Source organism: Sphingobium aromaticiconvertens, assembly GCF_037154075.1.
Lineage (GTDB): Bacteria > Pseudomonadota > Alphaproteobacteria > Sphingomonadales > Sphingomonadaceae > Sphingobium > Sphingobium aromaticiconvertens.
The window spans coordinates 160,934-178,799 of the sequence record NZ_JBANRJ010000001.1 but is presented as its reverse complement, the minus strand read 5'-3'; the positions used below and the strand labels follow the sequence as shown (position 1 = coordinate 178,799).

18 protein-coding genes are annotated in these 17,866 nt (G+C 57.8%); 9 read left to right on the top strand and 9 right to left on the bottom strand.

Annotated elements, in window-relative coordinates; all coding sequences use genetic code 11:
- Together WFR25_RS00945 and WFR25_RS00940 are read right to left on the bottom strand one after the other, a co-directional pair.
- Positions 1–276: a hypothetical protein gene (locus tag WFR25_RS00945; RefSeq protein ID WP_336967674.1), complete on the bottom strand. Its 276-nt coding sequence runs from the start codon at positions 274–276 to the stop codon at positions 1–3.
- Between the two features lie 186 nt (positions 277–462).
- Positions 463–1,523, bottom strand: a protein-coding gene (locus tag WFR25_RS00940; protein ID WP_419723124.1) for an IS630 family transposase whose coding sequence is annotated in 2 segments (ribosomal slippage) — positions 463–1,002 and positions 1,005–1,523 — 1,059 coding nt in all. Because the reading frame shifts where the segments join, the coding sequence is not laid out codon by codon here.
- 725 nt (positions 1,524–2,248) lie between these two features.
- On the opposite strand from WFR25_RS00940, the gene WFR25_RS00935 reads away from it, so the two are divergent.
- Both WFR25_RS00935 and WFR25_RS00930 read left to right on the top strand, forming a co-directional pair.
- Entirely contained in the window at positions 2,249–2,461 is a 213-nt protein-coding gene (locus tag WFR25_RS00935) for a helix-turn-helix transcriptional regulator (RefSeq protein ID WP_419723123.1), read from the top strand.
- Between the two features lie 44 nt (positions 2,462–2,505).
- Entirely contained in the window at positions 2,506–3,537 is a 1,032-nt protein-coding gene (locus WFR25_RS00930) for a replication initiator protein A (protein ID WP_336967671.1), read from the top strand.
- Positions 3,538–4,060: 523 nt separating this feature from the next.
- Here the strand turns inward: WFR25_RS00930 and WFR25_RS00925 are convergent.
- From WFR25_RS00925 to WFR25_RS00895, 7 genes are read right to left on the bottom strand one after another with little or no spacing between them, the layout of a single operon-like run.
- The gene (locus WFR25_RS00925) at positions 4,061–4,270 is read right to left on the bottom strand and encodes a helix-turn-helix domain-containing protein (RefSeq protein WP_336967670.1); all 210 of its coding nucleotides are present in this window, start codon (positions 4,268–4,270) and stop codon (positions 4,061–4,063) included.
- A gap of 54 nt (positions 4,271–4,324) precedes the next feature.
- The gene (locus WFR25_RS00920; RefSeq protein WP_336967668.1) at positions 4,325–4,615 is read right to left on the bottom strand and encodes a hypothetical protein; all 291 of its coding nucleotides are present in this window, start codon (positions 4,613–4,615) and stop codon (positions 4,325–4,327) included.
- Between the two features lie 2 nt (positions 4,616–4,617).
- Positions 4,618–6,147, bottom strand: a complete 1,530-nt coding sequence (gene trbL / locus WFR25_RS00915) for a P-type conjugative transfer protein TrbL (protein ID WP_336967665.1) — start codon at positions 6,145–6,147, stop codon at positions 4,618–4,620.
- 2 nt (positions 6,148–6,149) lie between these two features.
- Positions 6,150–6,329, bottom strand: coding sequence for a hypothetical protein (locus WFR25_RS00910; RefSeq protein ID WP_336967662.1), 180 nt, complete (start codon positions 6,327–6,329; stop codon positions 6,150–6,152).
- 2 nt (positions 6,330–6,331) lie between these two features.
- Positions 6,332–7,084, bottom strand: a complete 753-nt coding sequence (gene trbJ / locus WFR25_RS00905; RefSeq protein ID WP_336967660.1) for a P-type conjugative transfer protein TrbJ — start codon at positions 7,082–7,084, stop codon at positions 6,332–6,334.
- A gap of 23 nt (positions 7,085–7,107) precedes the next feature.
- A complete protein-coding gene (locus WFR25_RS00900) occupies positions 7,108–7,311 on the bottom strand; it encodes a hypothetical protein (RefSeq protein ID WP_336967657.1) in 204 nt (67 codons plus the stop codon).
- Positions 7,308–7,523, bottom strand: a complete 216-nt coding sequence (locus tag WFR25_RS00895; protein ID WP_336967654.1) for a TraC family protein — start codon at positions 7,521–7,523, stop codon at positions 7,308–7,310. Before WFR25_RS00895 ends, WFR25_RS00900 begins: the two co-directional genes overlap by 4 nt.
- A 427-nt stretch (positions 7,524–7,950) precedes the next feature.
- Between WFR25_RS00895 and WFR25_RS00890 the strand changes: the two genes are divergently transcribed.
- The 7 genes from WFR25_RS00890 (at position 7,951) to WFR25_RS00860 (ending at position 17,800) form a co-directional block, all read left to right on the top strand.
- Complete coding sequence (locus tag WFR25_RS00890; protein WP_336967651.1) at positions 7,951–8,310, top strand: plasmid mobilization protein; 360 nt, start codon at positions 7,951–7,953, stop codon at positions 8,308–8,310.
- Entirely contained in the window at positions 8,307–10,049 is a 1,743-nt protein-coding gene (traI, locus tag WFR25_RS00885; protein WP_336967649.1) for a TraI/MobA(P) family conjugative relaxase, read from the top strand. Before WFR25_RS00890 ends, traI begins: the two co-directional genes overlap by 4 nt.
- 388 nt (positions 10,050–10,437) lie before the next feature.
- Positions 10,438–10,641 (top strand): type II toxin-antitoxin system Phd/YefM family antitoxin, encoded by a 204-nt coding sequence (locus WFR25_RS00880; protein WP_336967647.1) that lies wholly within the window; start codon positions 10,438–10,440, stop codon positions 10,639–10,641.
- Entirely contained in the window at positions 10,631–12,655 is a 2,025-nt protein-coding gene (locus WFR25_RS00875) for a type I restriction-modification system subunit M (RefSeq protein WP_336967645.1), read from the top strand. The genes WFR25_RS00880 and WFR25_RS00875 overlap by 11 nt, the downstream gene beginning before the upstream one ends.
- Before the next feature lie 14 nt (positions 12,656–12,669).
- Positions 12,670–13,950 carry a restriction endonuclease subunit S gene (locus WFR25_RS00870; RefSeq protein ID WP_336967642.1) on the top strand — a complete coding sequence of 427 codons (1,281 nt, stop codon included), beginning with the start codon at positions 12,670–12,672 and terminating at the stop codon, positions 13,948–13,950.
- Positions 13,947–14,816 (top strand): abortive infection family protein, encoded by an 870-nt coding sequence (locus tag WFR25_RS00865; RefSeq protein WP_336967640.1) that lies wholly within the window; start codon positions 13,947–13,949, stop codon positions 14,814–14,816. Before WFR25_RS00870 ends, WFR25_RS00865 begins: the two co-directional genes overlap by 4 nt.
- A complete protein-coding gene (locus tag WFR25_RS00860; protein ID WP_336967639.1) occupies positions 14,813–17,800 on the top strand; it encodes a type I restriction endonuclease subunit R in 2,988 nt (995 codons plus the stop codon). Before WFR25_RS00865 ends, WFR25_RS00860 begins: the two co-directional genes overlap by 4 nt.
- The last annotated feature ends 66 nt before the right edge of the window (positions 17,801–17,866 follow it).

The following is a 17,866-nucleotide window of genomic DNA, read 5'->3' as shown; positions in this document are numbered from 1 at the left end:
TCACATCAAAAAACAGGACGGAAAGCCGGATAGCATAGGAAGTTGACGAAACTCCGCTGGAATGGACGCTAGGGCCTTGAATACCGCTTGGCGCTCGACCCCAAGCTTTCTTGCTATTTCTGACTGACTTACGCCATATCGCACAAGCATCACTATTTGCTTCTTTCGATCAGAAAATTTCTTGTCGGCCATCCATCGCGCATGATGGCGCATTTCCGCTTCGTCCGCTGGCTGAAATCCATATTTGCGGACGTAGTGATAGATATAGCTGTCCACCAGCGGATCGCCTGATTGCGCGTGAACCGCCTTCAATTGCGCGGATTGCAGACTAATTCTGGCAAGCTCGAGGTCGAAGTGCGATAGTGATCGTTTCGCTTTTCGATATGCGGGGTTCCATTCCCCGTTCGGCAATTTGGGCCGATGATTTGAGCAGTATAGGCTACTAATACCAATGTGCATTGATTAGAACCCATGTGCCCATTGACGTAGTCCCAGGGACATGATGCGCCAAGGCTGTTCTGCGAGCTTGTTCCAGGCGTAGCAGCAGTGATCGACGATATCGTCGTAAGAATTGAAGATGCGGTTTGAGAGCCAGTTGTCTCGCATAAATTGCCAGACATTCTCGACCGGGTTCAACTCAGGGCATCTGGGCGGCAGCGGCATCAGAGTGATGTTGGGCGGAACGACGAGTTCTGCAGAGCCGTGCCATCCGGCTTGATCGAGAAGCAACACGGCATGAGCACCGGGCGCGACATGGAAGGCAATTTCGTCAAGGTGCATACTCATTGCCTCACTGTTGCACCTGGGCATGACGATGCCTGCTGCTTTGCCTTCTGCGGGGCAAATCGCCCCAAAGAGCCAGGCCGATGATCGCCGTTGGTCTTTTGGCGCTGAGGGTCTGGTGCCGCGCTTTGCCCAGCGCCGGGTGAGCTTGGTCTGCTGACCGATGCGGGCTTCATCTTGCCACCATAATTCTAGGGGCGTGCCTTTCGGGAGGCCTCGTTTGATTTGCTCCAGACAGGCAGCGAACTCTTTTTAAAAATGGCGATATCATCGGGTTTCTGGCCACGGTGGCGGGGCCGCGCCGTGATCTTGCGATACCCCAGCGCGCGAAGCTCTCTTCCAAGCGTGTGACGCGTGACCGACAATTGGAACTCGTCCCGGATCCACTGCGCCAGATCGCATAGACGCCAGCGCACGACACCATGCGCCGCCGGGATAGGCCCTGTCTCGACGATTTCGGCAAGCTTGGCGCGCTGTTCGTCGTTCAGGATCGACGTCCGTCCGGGGGCCTTGCGCGTTGCCAGACCGTCAGGGCCGCCCTCATTGAACCGCACGACCCAGTCGCGCACGATTTGCAGCGTCACCCCGGCAAACTTCGCTGCATCGCTACGGTTCCCGCCGTCCAGGATCAGAGCCACCGCCAATAAACGACGCACCTGGTCCCCATCACCGCATCGTCGGGCAAAGCCACGCAAATCCGTTGATGTGTAGTCAGTTCGAACCCCAATCGCCGCCGCCATCGCAAGCCTCCTTGTGCCTGCAATGTCGAATCATAATTTCAGCCTCTTGGGAATCTCAAACGTGAGTCAGAACCAGCGCCCCTTGGTATAAGCCGCAGCTTGTCCTCTGGATCATCCGCCTTGGGGCTATCGCTTCCTTCTGAAAATGCAGGCAACTCCGCCAGTGCACCGCAACACCGGCAGAACCCTTCCACGCGCCTCCTATTCAAGCGCGTATCGCGCACCTTGGCTTTAGTTGGCCGCTTTCGGACGCAGGCACCGACTAACCCAATCAGAGATTCGAGCGTCGCGACAAACCGCTCGTCCATTGCGGATCGTCTGTCCTCCGTAGAGGTAAATGCCATCAGCAATCTGCGCTGCTGACGGGCTGTCGCGTCCAACCCCACCAACTGAACGATTTTACCAAAGCCTGCTCCCGTCGCGATGCCGGGGACGTAGTTCAAGTATCGCTGTGGAAGCACCGCCGTGTATGCCGAAACGGCAGGGTCAACGAGTTCCTCTATTAGTCGAACACTGTGTTTGTCGCCGGAGGATGGCCGCCAACGATCCTGAAACCGCATGATCGCGGCGGATACTGTCGGATCGCAACCCTCCCAGATGGCGATTGAGGGAATGTGCATGTCAACCATTTTAGCCAATTATTCGACCGACACAACCTGAATTGGCGGGCACCATCAGGCACAGCTTTGCAAGTGACTGAAAGGGGCCGGAACGTGCCATTGCCGATGAATAGGACACTCATCAACCGCAAGAAACTCCACGCCATGATCCCGCTGGCCGAGCGGACGATATATAACATGGAGCAGCGCGGAGAGTTCCCCCGCCGCATCGCCCTCACGAGCCGCAGTGTCGCGTGGGATTTGGCCGAGATCGAAGAATGGATTGAAGCGCGCAAGGCATCAGGCGCTCAAGCCGCACGCCCCGGCATTGCTGCCTGAGCCGTAGTATTTTGGCTAGTTGCTCGGCTTCTGGAAATTAAGTCGTGGCGGTCCACGAGCTAGCGGCCTTCACCAATCGGGCACCGGAACTTTCGCGGGCTGATCCGTATGAAGGCATAGCTGATGGCAGGCCTGCGGGGCAGAGCATAGCGCGCAAGGGAACGCCCCGCCTTGCGCCGAACCGCACCTCGCAATGTGATTTCTTCGTAGCCGACATACTGGACGCTGCACCCAAGGGTGATATGGCCAGCATGGAGCATCCGCTATTCGCGCTGAAAGCTGGCGACAGCCGCGTTAGAACCTACGAGCGCAACGGCTGCACCGTCACCGTGAAGCCCGGTCATGATGGCTGCGCAACCATCCACGACAAGGATTTGTGGATTTACTGCATCAGCCAGATGATCGAGGCGAGGAACGCGGGGCAGGAAGTCTCGCGCGTGGTGCGCTTCAAAGCTTACGATTTCCTCCGCGCCACAAACCGCGACACGAGCGGTCGGGCTTATATCCGAATGGGTGAGATGCTGGCACGGCTTACCGGGACGCGCATTGAAACAAACATTGAAACGGCAGGCAGGCGCGAACGGGGCTTCTTCGGACTTGTGGACTCTGCCAAGGTAGTCGAGCACGACCGTAGCAACCGTATGGTTGCTGTCGAGGTGACGTTGCCAGACTGGTTGTTCCGGTCCGTTGAAGCTATGCACGTGCTAACCTTGAACCGCGACTACTTCCGCCTGCGGAAGCCGCTGGAGAGGCGCATCTACGAGTTGGCGCGGAAGCACTGCGGCACACAACCAAACTGGCGAATCTCACTGGCAGTGCTCCACCATAAGAGTGGCAGCGCATCACCGCTGCGCAACTTTCGTGAAGACGTGCGAGCGCTGGTCGAGTCCGGCCATTTGCCTGATTACCTGATGTCCTACGATCCGGCACGGGACATGGTTACGTTCTACGCCTATGGCCCGAAAGGCCGGGTGGCTGAGGCCAAGGATATGTTGGCTGGACGCCCTCACGCGCCAGTGATTGCGCATGAGAAGGCCCATGCACGGAAAGCGCGGAAACGTCGCGCCTGTAGCTAAAGCGCAAATTTCACGGGCAAACGGCGGCCTGTGGATAACTCATTCAAGCTGCGAGTCGTTTCGTGCTTTTAGGTGCACTTACCCGCGCGTGGGCACGTGCTTTTAGGTGCACCCCATTTCGTGCTTTTAGGTGCAGGACGATTCTGCAACTCATTATAGTAGAATGATTTTTTAGCAGCTTTTGAGAGTGTAACGCGCGCGCGCGTTTTAACCCTATATATTTTAACTTAGAGCCGAGGCGCTGCCGGTTCCCACCGGCTATAGTGCCGCCCACTGTCGGACAACCGGTCGCCTATCGAGTCAGACTGACGACAACGCCCAGGACAAACCGTGACAGGCACCAAAATGAAGCAAGGCCGTAGCGGAACGCGAAACCACCGTCAGGAGCCGCAGGAAGGCCGCACAGCGCACAATCAGAGGGAAGGGGTGTCGAACGCTCTGTGGCCGGAAAACGGCTCCTGTGACCAAAGCGGCCCGCGAGCAGAGCGCGCGGGCCAGAAAATCAATCAAGATGGGATTAGTTTCAACCGTTAGAGGGTTTCGGCTCCGTCTCGCTTGCGGTTGAGGTTGCCCCGGTGCTGGCGCGCGCTCTGGCTACGACCCCATGGACATGCGCCATATAGGCCGGATCGTCGCCGCCCTCGCCCTTCGCTGCATCGAGATAAGCGGCAATGGTCGCCTCGCTGTCGAGATAGTCGGCGGAATCGTAGCGGTTGAATTTATGTTCGGTCATGGCTCTGATCTTATACGAAAATGGCCCCGCAATCATGTGCGGGGCCGTCAGGTGTCATTGCCGGGGGTCATCTTCTCGCTGCACTCGCACCAGCATCATGTCGAAAGTTTCCCGCTGCTTCCGCGATCCATAGAATGGCATCGAATGGATACCTCGCAAGGTTCGCAGCGCATGGATAGCGCCTTGCCGCGACGCCCGCGCGTGCCAGTTGGCAAAGGCATCCAGCTTGGGGCCGTGGCCACGTTCGCGAAGCCAATGAACGAGGTGATAGAAGATGACCAGCAGCGTCACGCACAGCACGGAGAACAAGGTCATCTGAACGAGGAAGGAAACAAGATTGGACATGGTTACTCCTTTGGCGGCATGGCCGCTTTCGTGGGAAGAGATTGATCGGCGGCGGGCTGAATGGTGTTCACCGGATCAGGGGGAGCCGCCTCGCCCTTTAAATCGTCTGATGACGGGGCTTCCAGTGGGGAGGAAGGGGCGGGCGAGCCAGCATAAGCAGCGTTTTCCATGCCGGGCACGGATATGGCCGACATCACCCCCAACCCTCGACCAACTGCGGAAAGGCTGGTTGCCAACCCCACGGTAGATCCGCTTGCGGCAGAATCTACCGTTTTGGTGTTCACCGATCCAGAACCAGAGGCCCCGGCGTTGCTATCATGCTCCTTTTGCGCGGTGCCTTTGCCCTCATCCGTGTTGGTCGCGTGTTTTATGGCTTGTGACGCTGCGCTTGCGCCGCCAGCACGATTTGTCGGGCTAGTGGATGCACCGCCGCCAGTTCGTTGCCCCGCAGAGCGCGCCGCCGCTGATATGCCATCGGAAACGCCACCGGCGGGCCCGGCCCGGCCCGCACCCATGATGCTATTGTTCAGGAGGCCAGCAAGACCACCGGAGGGCGCACCACCCGCCGCGCCTCCTCCAGCAGCACTCGCCGCACCCGTTGCAGCAGCAGCAGTAGCACCAACAGCGAGGCCGGCGCCGCCAGTAAGCGCCATTGCTGCCATGGAGCCGATCGTTCCACCACCACTCGGAGAAACGCCGCCGATAAGGCCCTGAATAAGGTCAGGGATGGTTTTCGCCAGATAGGCGCACACCAAAGCGAGGCCGACCATGGTCAGCATGGAAGCATTGTCGGCGGTATAGGCCGCCTTCCATTGGGCTGCTGACTGGACGATGAGGCCGACGATCAGAGTTAGCACAAACAGCTTTGCGCCGACCGACACCGCATAACGCAGGATCGCCAACGCATAATCACGGGTCCATTGCGAACCGCCAAAGCCCATGAACAGGACCGATGCATTGATGACGATATAGGATTCAACGAGCGTTACGAACATGAACGCGGCGATGAAGGCGAAGCAAAGCAGAACCAGAAGTGCGGATAGGGCAATGCCAACCGCCGTGATGGGGTTCCATGTAGCCGGAGACATTGTCTCGGCGAGATTCACCGCCGTTGCAAACATGTCACCGGGTTTAAGGCCTTTGCCCAAACCAGACGCCTGTGCTCCGGCTTCCCGGAAACTATCGACAATCGCACTTGCCCAATCGCGTGAATACATGAGTAGAGCAGCAAAAAAGCCGATCACTAGAACACTACGGACAAGCTCACCGACAATTTCCCCAAAGTCGGCGTTTTTCATGACTAACGGAAAGAACGTAATCACGAATTGAATTGCAGCAAGTGACCAGAATAGAGATGTTGCGTAACCTTGCAGTCGTCCGTCCCAGCTATTTGCCGAATTTTGGATCATTAGCAGAAGGCCTTGAATTGCCGTATCCGGCTCCTGCAAAGCGCCAGTTTGTGCAAGAGCTTCCCCCGCCCCGGCCGTGGCCAGAAGGAGGAACCCAGCACCAAAGATCATTGCCCTTTTCATGATTAGAACTCCACCGCGCCGCCACGTCTCGATTTGACGTTTGGCTGAAAGGCAGTCCCGTCTTGCATGGTTGGAACGCAATCGACGTCGGAAGGACGAGACACCACCAAGGAAGTTGCCAACGCACCCATTGCACCAGAGACGGCGATGATCGCGATCAGGATCGCTTTCGAAATCATCATGATTAGAACTCCTTGGAGCCACCTCGGCGGGACTTCACCGAGTAGAATTGTTGACGACCGGCATCATCGACCGTTTGGCGTTCGAGCTGCTGCGCATACCACTGGCTTTGCGACTGAATTTGCGCGTTCATAAGCTGACGCAGCTTCTGCATCTGCTGGACCTGCTGGGCTGCAATTTCGTTGCCTGCCTGAATCGCCTGCATACGGCCTTGTGCCGTCTGCGAGCGCTGGACCAGTTGCGCCATAACCGCATCTTCGTCCGCGATTGACGACACGTTCATGCCTGCCGAGCGCATCGCAACGCGCATGGAGTCGAACCCCTGTTCATTCCACCGCCGGTAATTGTCGGCCATGTAGGACGAGCTTTTGCCGCTCTGCGCCAAATAGCTGCCGTAGTCCCTGAATTGGTTGCGGAACCGCGTATCGAAATCGGTCAATCCGCCCGACAGCGCCTTGCTCTGCTGATACAGGGATTGAAGTTGTTGCAGATCGCCGGTCATGCGGTTGAACATGCTCGATGGCAGGGAAATGCCCTGCTTGAGCATGTCGTTATATTGCTGGATTTGGTTCTGTAGCGTGGCAGCAGTGCTAAGCGCCGTTTCAATTTCCTTGGCCGTCTGGATGGCTTGTTGGAAGGTCGTAGAGCAGTTGGTGCAATAGATCGTCAGCGCCAATGCGGGCGACGTGTGCAGAGCGCCGCCGACCGAAAGGGCCAGCGCGGTAGCGAAAAGCGGATAGCGCAATGTCTTGGTCACAATAATATCTCCGGCTCTGAAAATCAGTGGTGATAATATGCGTTTGGTGAGCGGTAGCTTTGCCGCTCATCGGGTGGGATGCGCATCAGATCGAAGCTCCATTCCTCAAGCGCGCGGTCAATCTCGGCGGCAAGGGCTTGGGCATCAGTAATATGACCTTTGCCCAATTCGCTCTGAACGGCGACAATGGATTGCCTTAGTTCCGATATTCGGCGTTTGACTTTCATAAGATATTCTCCTGTTCCTTGCGGGCGACTATTCCCTCGAATGTTGATTTGATTTCGTCATCGGATAGATCGAGATCAGTCAGACCTGTCCTGACGGCCAATTTGCCAATTCGCGCTGCCGCCTCATTTTGCAGCTTGGCGAATTTCGCTTGGGCTTCCTCAAGCTCCCGCCGCGCTGCCGCTCGTCGGTCGTTGAGGTTTTTCCGTGCCATTCCCTAATCCTCATTTTGATGCATCAGAGGTTTAAGGTATTGGTGATTAGGTAGTTTTTGCAAGAATAGAATTAGACCATTCACGCTTTGGATTGCACAATCCAAAATATAGTCTGGAGACTATAAATATATATCCATGCGCGATCATGCGCGAGGATATACGATTATGCGCGAACATACGCGATACATAATGCAAAACTCTGCAAAACTCCGCATAAGTTTGAAAATCAACTTCTCTATTGCTTAAATTGCAGACCTTCGCATAGAATTGCATTCATGCAGACGGCAAGATGTGCATTGTAGGCCCACGCGGCGAAGTCACGCGGACCCACAATGCAGTCTCTTACTCGCCTGCGGCTCGACGGAATCTTGCTCTGCGAGGCTCACGGTCGCCGCCGCGACGGAACCGGAAGGAGGCGCACGGCGCATGAGTGACAGCACCAAAAAGGAAAATACCCGGCCACGCGGAACGCCGGTAAAGGTGTGGGCGACGGACGAGGAGCGCGCCGAGATCGCCGCCCGCGCCACGCAGACGGGCATGTCACAGTCCGCCTATTTGCGGGCGGCGGGCCTCAATCATCCGGTCCGGTCCGTCTATGACCTAAAAGCCGTTGCTGACCTTGGGCGGGTTAATGGCGATTTGGGCCGGGTCGCTGGTCTGCTGAAATTGTGGTTAGCCGATTGGCGCGGGTTTGGTGCGAAGCCCGCCGAGGTCGAAAAAATGATGAACGAATTTCGGGAGCTTCAAACCGAGCTATCGGCCACCATGCGACGGGCGCTCAAATGATCGCCAAGCGCATTGCCCGGACCAAAGGCACGTCCAGTCCGGCGCGGCTTGTCCGTTACATGGTGGCGGCGCAAGGGGGGATCGAACCGGAAAGCTGGGCGCGCACCGCCGACTATATTCTCGACACCAAAAAGACGACGACGCAGGGCGAGAAGGTCGCCACCTACCGCGTCACGAATTGCGGAACCGATGACCCGGCGCAGGCCACGACGATCATTGAGGCCATGCAGGCGGCCAATACGCGCAGCAAGGCCAACAAGACCTATCACCTCGTTTTCAGTTTCCCGCCGGGAGAACAGCCGCCGCTAGAGGTGCTGCACGCCATCGAGGACGAGCTTTGCGCGGCCATCGGTTTTGCCGACCATCATCGCATTAGCGCGGTGCATCAGGACACGGATCATTTGCATGTCCATGTCGCCATCAGCAAGGTTCACCCGACCGGCCTGCAAAACATCGAGCCATTTTATGACAAGCAGCGGCTTATGGAGGCGTGCGAGCGCCTAGAAATCAAGCACGGACTCGCCCACACCAATCACGGACTAACCGAGGGGAAAGCCTATGCCCGGTCAGATCGGAGCCGCGTTGATCGGATCGGTGACATGGAGGCCCATGCAGGCGTCGAAAGCCTTGCGAGCCATATCACGCGCACCGTGGCCCCGGCGATACGGGCGGCGGCCAGTTGGCAGGAGCTTCATACAGCGATGTCCGAGCATGGTTTGCAGATCAAACCGCGTGGCGCAGGTTTTGTTATCGGTGATGCCCGGCAAGGGGTTTGGTGCAAGGCCAGCGATGCGGGCCGCGATCTATCGGCCAAGGCGCTGACCGACCGGCTGGGGCTGTACGAGGCCGATCAAAGCCAGTCCCGGTCAGCGCGGCAGGGCTACACGCCGGGACCACGGCACCGGCACCCGTCGAGCGTAAATCTGTTCACTGAGTATCAGCGGGAGCGTCAGGCCGCCATCGCTACCCGTAGGGGCGGCTTAGCTGCGATCCGGAGCGAGAGCGACGAGCGGCGGCGCGCGCTGCTCCATTGGTGTGCAGCCCAGCGGGCAATTGCGAGGGTCGCCGCCCGTGGCCTTGCCCGGCGCACGATAGGCGCGACCATATCGACACAGGCGAATGCCCGGCGGGCCGAGATCGCCAGCATAGCAGCAGCGAAGCGGAAGGCATTAATCGGGGCCACGACCTTGCCTATCTGGAGTGATTGGCTCGCTGCCCGTGCCGAGGTTGGCGACGTCGAGGCGTTGGGCGTTTTGCGGTCGAGAGCCGAACGCGCCGAAAAGGTGCGTGGTGACCTTCTGACCGCCGAGCGGGCCGACAGGGCTAAGATCATCATTCTCGACAGCTTAAAGGCCGTCGCTAGCAAGAACGGCGCTATGTCCTACCGGACGGCGGACGGTGGCCTTGTCGTGGACCGGGCCAGCCATGTGCAGGCGAGCGGAGCAACAATCGGCGCGGCGTTCGTCGCCCTGGCATTGGCCGCTGACAGGTTCGATGGGCAGACGCTGGACGTGCGAGGGAGCGAAGAATTCCGGCGCGACGTGGCCCAGCTCGCAGGCGTTCATGGCATCCGCACCACCTTTTCCGATCCGCTGCTTGAGGCGATCAGGCAAACGGGAGCAGCCAGTAGGGGTGTCAGCAGGGCGCAGAGCGCGCCGAGGGGGCTGACGCCAAAGGAAAGAACGCCAGAGCGGCCTAGAAAGGTGCGGAAGGGCCGGAGCGCGGGACTGGAATTGTGATGGAGAAAGCCCGGCGGAATTCGTGCTTTCAGTTACCAAGGGTCCGGGCCGGTGTGTGAAACCACGAATCTGCCTGCGATAACTGAAGCCCAGAACGGGCAAAACGTGGGGGAAGGCTCTGTATCTTGACCTTAGGAACCCGGCGTTCGTGTTTTCACACACCGGGCTTCGTGCCGGTTCGCGTTTCCGATACGGCCAGCCCTGCGTCGTTCGTGTGTTCAGGAACCCGCGTCAGATTCGTGTTATTAGGAACCTACGCGGACAGCAGTGGGCGGTAATCGAGGAATCGCCCCATCACCCTTAGCGATTTGGCACATTCTGTCTGACGATTATTCCATTGCCAAAATTGGCTAATTTGGACATATTGCCAATGGAGGGGGCAGGGATCATGAAGCGACTATCGGCTGCCGAAGCGAAAAACGGCTTCGGTCATCTCATTGATCTTGCCCGTCACGAACCCGTTGTGATTGAGAAGCACAATCGCGCGGTAGTCGTGGTTCTCAGCATCGAAGAATATAATCGTCTGTCGGAGGAGTCTGTACCTCATCGGCAGTCGGCCAGTACGAAACCGGGGAATAACAATGCCGTATGATAATGCTGCCGTTCAGCGGCTCAGCAGCTTTGCTTGGTCAATCGCAGAAATTTTGCGAGGGGACTTTAAGCAATCAGAATATGGTAAGGTTATTCTACCATTCGTAGTTCTCCGTCGCCTCGATTGCATTCTTGAAGGCTCGAAGGAGGCCGTGCTCAAGGCTGCAGAAACTTTGCCTGATGGTGTGGACGAGGCCACACAGGATATGATCCTGTTCGGCGCGGCGGGCGGCAATGTGAAGGTTTACAACCTGTCCCGCTTCACGCTGGCCACCCTCAAGGGCCAAGACCCCGGCCAGCTTCACGCCAACTTGGTCGATTATATCACCAAGTTTTCGGCCAATGTCCGCGACATCTTCCTCGACAAGTTCCTGTTCACCGACCAACTCAAGCGGCTCAAGGAGGGCGGCATCCTCTGGAACGTCTTTGAGCGTTTCACCGAGATCGACCTGCACCCCGATGTCGTCAGCAATATCGAGATGGGCTATCTCTTCGAGGAACTGATCCGCCGCTTCTCGGAAATCTCCAACGAGACGGCGGGTGAGCACTTCACCCCGCGCGAAGTGATCCGCCTGATCGTTGATTTGCTGATCGCCAACGACGACACCAAGCTGACCGGGCGCGGCATTATCCGACAGGTGTATGATCCGGCTTGCGGCACGGGCGGTATGCTCGCGCTCACCGAAGCCGCCTTGCAGGAGTTCAACCCCTCAATCCGCGTCGAATTGTTCGGGCAGGAATTGAACGGCGAATCCTTCGGCATCTGCAAATCCGACATGCTCGTGACGGGCCACGATCCCGAGCAGATCGCCTTCGGCAACACGCTCACGCAGGACGCCCACAAGGACAAGCGATTCCACTACATGCTGTCCAACCCGCCCTACGGTGTGGACTGGAAAAAGTATCAAGACGCGATCAAGGGCGAAGCCGACAGCTTGGGCTTCGATGGCCGTTTCGGCGCGGGGACACCGCGCATCTCCGATGGCCAGCTTCTTTTCCTGCAACACATGATCTCGAAAATGCGTGATGATGAAATCGGCTCGCGCATCGGCATCGTCATGAACGGCTCGCCCCTGTTCACGGGCGGAGCCGGGTCCGGTGAAAGCGAAATCCGCCGATGGATGTTCGAGAATGATTGGGTCGAAGCGATTGTCGCCCTGCCGACCGACCTGTTCTATAACACCGGCATCCAGACCTATGTGTGGTTGCTGACCAACCGCAAACCCGCCAATCGCCGGGGTAAGGTGCAGTTGATCAACGCCAGCGGCGAGCGGTTCTGGCGCTCCATGCGCAAGTCGCTTGGTTCCAAGCGGCGGGAAATTTCCGAAAAGGGACGCGCCGACATCGTGCACATCTACGAGGGCTTCCTGAATGGCGGTAGCGGCGAAGGCGATGTCGCCAAGATTTTCGACGTTACCGACTTCGGTTATCGGGAAATCCGCGTCGAACGTCCGTTGCGCCTGAATTTTCAGGCGAGTCAGGAACGCATCGCTCGCCTTGCCGATGAGAAGGTGTATGCGCGCCTGCCTGAAGAGGAGCGGGAAGAGATCGAGGTCGCCTTACTGGCGATGGGCGACGCGCTCTTCACCAACCGCAACGCCTTCGAGAAGGCACTGGCCAAGGCGCTCAAAGCCGAGGGCGTGAAGATCGCCGGGCCGGTCAAGAAGGCGATCCTTACGGCACTGTCCGAGCGTGACGAGGAAGCTGACATCTGCACCGACAAGGACGGCAATCCCCAACCAGATACCGACTTGCGCGACCACGAGCTTGTGCCGCTGAAAGAGGATTGGCGCGAGTATGTGACTCGCGAGGTGGCGCCCTTCGCTCCCGATGCCTGGGTGGACGAATTCTACCGTGACGCCCGCGATCGCGAAATTGGCCGCGTCGGCTACGAGATCAACTTCAACCGCTATTTCTACCGGTATACCCCGCCGCGCCCGCTGGGCGAGATCGACGCAGAGCTGAAGGCGTTGGAGGCGGAGATCGCGGGACTTTTGCAAGAGGTGGCGGCGTGACGCGCCCTCGGCAAATGGTCAAATTTGATCTGGCCCACACCGAAGTAAGGGGCTTTGATGCATTGACCAAAGCTCCTTCTCATTGGGACGTCTTGCGAATAGCGACCCTTTTTCGAGAGTCGCAAGAGATGGGACAGGACGGGCTACCTGTCCTTTCAGTTTCAATAAACTGGGGTATTTCGGATCGGGAACTAAACGACGATGACAGGCACCGCATTGTAAACCAAATCGACGACAAAAACTCCTACAAGCGTGTTCGTCCTGGTGATCTCGTCTACAATATGATGCGCGCTTGGCAGGGCGCGCTTGGCGTAGCAAAGTTAGACGGGCTTGTCAGTCCCGCCTATGTAGTGGCTCGACCTACTCGTAAGCTTCATGCTCCATACTTTGAGTATCTGCTGCGCACTCCAATATGGATCGAAGACTTGCGCAGGGCGTCGAAGGGTATCGCTGATTTCCGCCAGCGACTCTACTGGGAGCATTTTCGTCAAGTTCTCGTGCTTCTGCCTCCTTTATCGGAACAGATGTCCATTGCCGATTTCCTCGGTCGCGAAACCGCCCGTATCAACCGGTTGATCGAGAAGAAGCGCCTCTTCGGGATGAGCGTGGCATGTCGGATTGAGGCGCTTGTGGACCAAGCAATTTCCGATGCCAATGTTCCACGCATACGATTTGAACACCTGACGCAGCGCGTTTCGCGCCCCGTCACGTTGTCCGAGCACGATGAGCTGGTTCGGCTTGGCCTCTATAACCGGGGGCGCGGTATCTTCAAAAAGCCCGCCGCCGACGAAGAAGGCATGGGCGATTCCGAGTTCTTCTTCGTCGAGTCTGGCGACCTTATCCTTAGCGGCCAGTTCGCATGGGAGGGTGCAGCCGCCCTCGCCACCGCCGAGGAAGAAGGCTGCGTCGTTTCGCACCGTTACCCCGTTTATCGGGGCAAGTCCGGGGTTAACACCTCCTATTTGCTCGGCCTCCTACGGAGCAGCTACGGTGATTTCCTTCTCAACGAAGCATCGAGAGGTTCGGCTGGTCGTAACCGGCCCCTGAACGTGCGCCGCCTTGGAAAAGAGAAAATCCCCGTTCCCGGATCGGAGTTGCAAAAGGCCGTTGAGCAAGCGGTCGATTTCGAGCGACGATTGAAGAGAAAAACAGAGCAGTCGATTGCCCGACTTGAGGAATTCCGCACCGCGCTCATCACCGCTGTCGTGACCGGACAGATCGACGTAACGACTTGGGGTAAGCAAGGTCAGACGGACCGCCGCCTTGAGCGGATCGAGGAGGCCATGCGGGCATGAGGTTGACCGCCAAATCCCTTGAACATCTGACCGGGATCATCACCGGCGATTCCCAGAAAAGCCCCTACCGTTCCGGCCCGCAGCTTGTCGGTTTCTTCAACGATTTCGGAGAAGGCGACCTCTACGGGCAGGGCTTCCCGTCCCGCGCTCAATTCGCGCGTGCCAAGCTGGACAAGTTCAACGGCACGGACACGATGAAGGGGATCGTGTCCGCCGCCTTTGATTTTATCGGCGAGGATGGTTTCAATGCCGAGGACGTCGCATATCAGTTCAATCAAATCCTTTCTCGCGATGGTTTCCGGCTTACCATCAAGGATGACTACGGCTGGATGGAAGGGGACAAAGAGGTCAGGATCAATCCGGGCTTTGAAGTTCGCCCGCTCGGGCAGAATGTCTTGGCACCGACGAGCCTCGTCGCCATCAGCCACGAGGCCATCACGGAGCAGGTGCGCAAGGCCAACCAGAAAATCGAGTCCGGCGATTTCTCCGGCGCGATCACCAACGCCTACACCTTGGTTGAGCACCTTTTGAAGCTCTTGCTCACGGAAACGGGCACAGCATTCAAGGAAACCGAAGGCGACATCAGGGCGCTCTACAGGGCATTGCAGCCGTCCTTGAACCTTGATCCCGCTAAGCTTGAGGAGCCGCTGAAGCCGATTGTGGGCGGCTTCCAGACATTGATCGGCGGGCTTTACGAAATGGCCAACAAGGGCAGCGACCGCCACGCCCGCCGTTTCAATCCCGCGCGGCATCACGCCAAGCTGGCCGTCAACGCGGCCTTCGCGCTGTGCGATTTCCTTGTCGAAAGCCGCGACTATCAAAAAGCACGGGCGGCCAACGCCCTGCGTAAAGAGGATGCCGCATGAGAACCGCCGCCCACAACGCCCACAAGGAACAGGTGGTGCAGGACCACCTGATTGCCCGGCTCGTCGCGTCCGAAGGCTATGAATTGCGCGATGCCAAGGCCGATTACGACCGGGCGCTGGCAATGGACAAGGCGTTGGCCCTGCGCTTCGTGCAAAACACCCAGCCTAACGAATGGGCCAAGCTGGAAGGCCACTATACCGCAGCGGCGACGGACACCTTCTTCAAGCAGCTTGAAAAGTCCCTCAAAGATCGCGGGTTGCTGGATGTGCTACGGCAGGGGATCAAGATTGTCCCCGGTATCAAGTTCGCGCTTTGCTATTTCCGGCCTGCCAGCGGATTGGAACCCAAGCGTGTCGTCGAATACGAGGCCAATATTCTCTCGGTGATGAAGGAGGTCGAATACAGCGAGCGGCACGGCGGGCGGCTGGACGTGGCTCTGTTCCTCAACGGCCTTCCCGTGGCGACGATGGAGGCTAAGAACCTCCTCACCGGTTCCAATTTCCGCCATGCCGAAAAGCAATACCGGCAGGACCGCTCGCCAGCGGGCGAACCGCTGCTGACCTTCAAGCGCGGGGCCTTGGTCCATTTCGCGCTGGACGAGGACAACGTATCCATGACCACGCGGCTGCAAAATGGCCGCACCCGTTTCCTGCCCTTCAACCGGGGCCGCGATGGCGGGGCCGGGAATCCCGACATAGAAGACGAGTTCCGCGTCGCCTATCTCTATGGCGCAGGCGAGTGGGGCGCGGCCATTTTCTCCCGCGCCGTGTTGCTCGATATCATCGGGCGCTTCATTCACCTCGACACCAGCGGCAAGACTGAAGCCCTGATCTTTCCGCGCTTCCAGCAGCTTGATGCCGTGCGCAGGCTTATGGCGCACGCAGGCCAGTTCGGCGCTGGGCGAAATTACCTGATCCAGCACTCCGCCGGTTCAGGCAAATCCAACACTATCGGCTGGCTCGCGCATCACGCGATCAACCTGCATGACGCGGACGACAAAGCGGTGTTCAACACCGCTATCATCGTCACCGACCGTATCGTGCTGGACCGCCAGCTTCAAAGCACCGTCTCACAGTTCGAACAGACGCAGGGCGTCGTGCGCAAGATCGACGGCACATCCAAACAGCTCAAGCAAGCCATCGCCAAGGGTGCGCGCATCATCGTCACGACGATCCAGAAATTTTCTACCGATCACCTGAAAGCGATTTCCGGTCAGGGTGATCGCACCTTTGCTGTCATCGTGGACGAGGCGCACAGCAGCCAGTCCGGCAAATCCGCCCAAGCTATGACCGACGCGCTCACGCGCGAGGCGGATTCCAGCGATGACATTGAGGACATCATCGCGGCCTATCAGAAGGCACGTGGTCCGCAGGCGAATATCAGTTTCTTTGCCTTCACCGCCACGCCGCGTAATGTCACGCTGGAACGCTTCGGCAACAAAGGCGCGGACGGGCTTCCGCATCCCTTCCATCTCTATTCAATGCGCCAAGCCATCGAGGAAAACTTCATTCTGGATGTTCTCCAGAACTATATGACCTACAAGGCTTACTACGAGCTAGAAAAGGCCATTGAGGACGACCCGCAATTGAGCGGCCGACGCGGTCAGCGGCGGGTTGCACGCTACGCCAACCTTCATCCCACCGCCATCGGCCAAAAGGTCGAGATCATCGTCGAGCATTTTCGCCGTCATGTCGCAAAAATGCTCGACGGGCAGGCCAAGGCCATGCTCGTTACCAGCAGTCGCGATCATGCACTGCGCTACTATTTTGGGGTGCGTGACTACATCAAGGCCCAGGGCTATGCCGACCTTCGCGCTCTTGTTGCTTTCTCTGGCGACCTTCCTTTCGATGGCCAAACGTACACTGAATCTGACCTGACGGGTTTCGTTGAAACCGAGTTACCGGGTCGCTTCGACGGCTTCAAGCCGGATGGCACGCCCTTTCCCGAACAGTATCAAATCCTGATCGTTGCCGAGAAATACCAAACCGGTTTCGACCAGCCTAAGCTCTGCGCGATGTATGTAGATCGCAAGCTGGCGGGCCTACAGGCGGTGCAAACTCTGTCACGCCTGAACCGCACCCGTCCCGGTAAGGATCAGACCTTCATCCTCGATTTCCAGAATGCCATTGAGGACATTCAGGACGCCTTCCGGCCATATTTCGAGGTGACGGCGCTCGAAGCCAATTCCGACCCCAATCTCGTTTATGACCTTGAAGGGCGGCTGTTCAAATTCGCCTATCTCGACAAGGACGAAATTGAGCGGTTTGCCGCGACCTATTATCAGGGGGCACTTGATGGCGGCGACCGTGCGCGGCTCGAAGGGTTGGTCCGTCAAGCCGTCGCCCGGTTTGAAACCGATGACGATGAAGGGCGGCAGGAGGAGTTCCGCCAGCTTCTGCGCAGCTACATGCGCTTCTACAGCTTCATCGCCCAGATCATGAGGTTGGATGATACTGGCCTTGAGAAGCTTTATTCCTATGGCGCATGGCTCGCACGGCTGCTTCCGAACAGGCAGCTACCGCCCGAAATCGAAATCACCGATGACATGCTCCGGCTGCAAAAATTCAAGGTGGAGCAGAAAGAACAGGGCGATGCCTCCCTTGTTCCCGGCGATACCACCGCACTCAAGGCGATTAGCGAATTTGGTGCGAAGCCCTACACGGAGGACGAGAAGAAGGAGCTTTCCGAGATCGTTAAGGCATTCAACGAGCGACACGGGACGCAGTTTTCTGAAGCTGATATGATCCGATTTGAGCAGATTAATGCTGAAATTCTAGATGCTGATCTATCAGAAATGCTCCGCAACAATCCGCCAGACGTTGTTTATACGGCCTTCGCTCAAGCATTCTTTCAGGGGGCTATTCGCATGTTCCAACGGGACAACGAGATGCGTAATATCGTCCTAACAGATGCGGAATCTCGTGAGAGGGCCACGCGCCACTTTTTCAACCGGGCGCTAAGGGAGATCCAACCGGCTGCCTAAAGTTCGCTTTAGGAGCCACCTAAGCCTTGACGGTAATGTGTATTTACATTACATTTTTTCATGGAA

Coding starts and splice junctions, on each gene's coding strand:
- WFR25_RS00935 (WP_419723123.1), top strand. CDS start 2,249: ATGAATAGGACACTCATCAACCGCAAGAAACTCCACGCCATGATCCCG.
- WFR25_RS00925 (WP_336967670.1), bottom strand. CDS start 4,270: ATGACCGAACATAAATTCAACCGCTACGATTCCGCCGACTATCTCGAC.
- WFR25_RS00920 (WP_336967668.1), bottom strand. CDS start 4,615: ATGTCCAATCTTGTTTCCTTCCTCGTTCAGATGACCTTGTTCTCCGTG.
- trbL (WP_336967665.1), bottom strand. CDS start 6,147: ATGAAAAGGGCAATGATCTTTGGTGCTGGGTTCCTCCTTCTGGCCACG.
- WFR25_RS00910 (WP_336967662.1), bottom strand. CDS start 6,329: ATGATGATTTCGAAAGCGATCCTGATCGCGATCATCGCCGTCTCTGGT.
- WFR25_RS00900 (WP_336967657.1), bottom strand. CDS start 7,311: ATGAAAGTCAAACGCCGAATATCGGAACTAAGGCAATCCATTGTCGCC.
- WFR25_RS00895 (WP_336967654.1), bottom strand. CDS start 7,523: ATGGCACGGAAAAACCTCAACGACCGACGAGCGGCAGCGCGGCGGGAG.
- WFR25_RS00890 (WP_336967651.1), top strand. CDS start 7,951: ATGAGTGACAGCACCAAAAAGGAAAATACCCGGCCACGCGGAACGCCG.
- traI (WP_336967649.1), top strand. CDS start 8,307: ATGATCGCCAAGCGCATTGCCCGGACCAAAGGCACGTCCAGTCCGGCG.
- WFR25_RS00880 (WP_336967647.1), top strand. CDS start 10,438: ATGAAGCGACTATCGGCTGCCGAAGCGAAAAACGGCTTCGGTCATCTC.
- WFR25_RS00875 (WP_336967645.1), top strand. CDS start 10,631: ATGCCGTATGATAATGCTGCCGTTCAGCGGCTCAGCAGCTTTGCTTGG.
- WFR25_RS00870 (WP_336967642.1), top strand. CDS start 12,670: ATGGTCAAATTTGATCTGGCCCACACCGAAGTAAGGGGCTTTGATGCA.
- WFR25_RS00865 (WP_336967640.1), top strand. CDS start 13,947: ATGAGGTTGACCGCCAAATCCCTTGAACATCTGACCGGGATCATCACC.
- WFR25_RS00860 (WP_336967639.1), top strand. CDS start 14,813: ATGAGAACCGCCGCCCACAACGCCCACAAGGAACAGGTGGTGCAGGAC.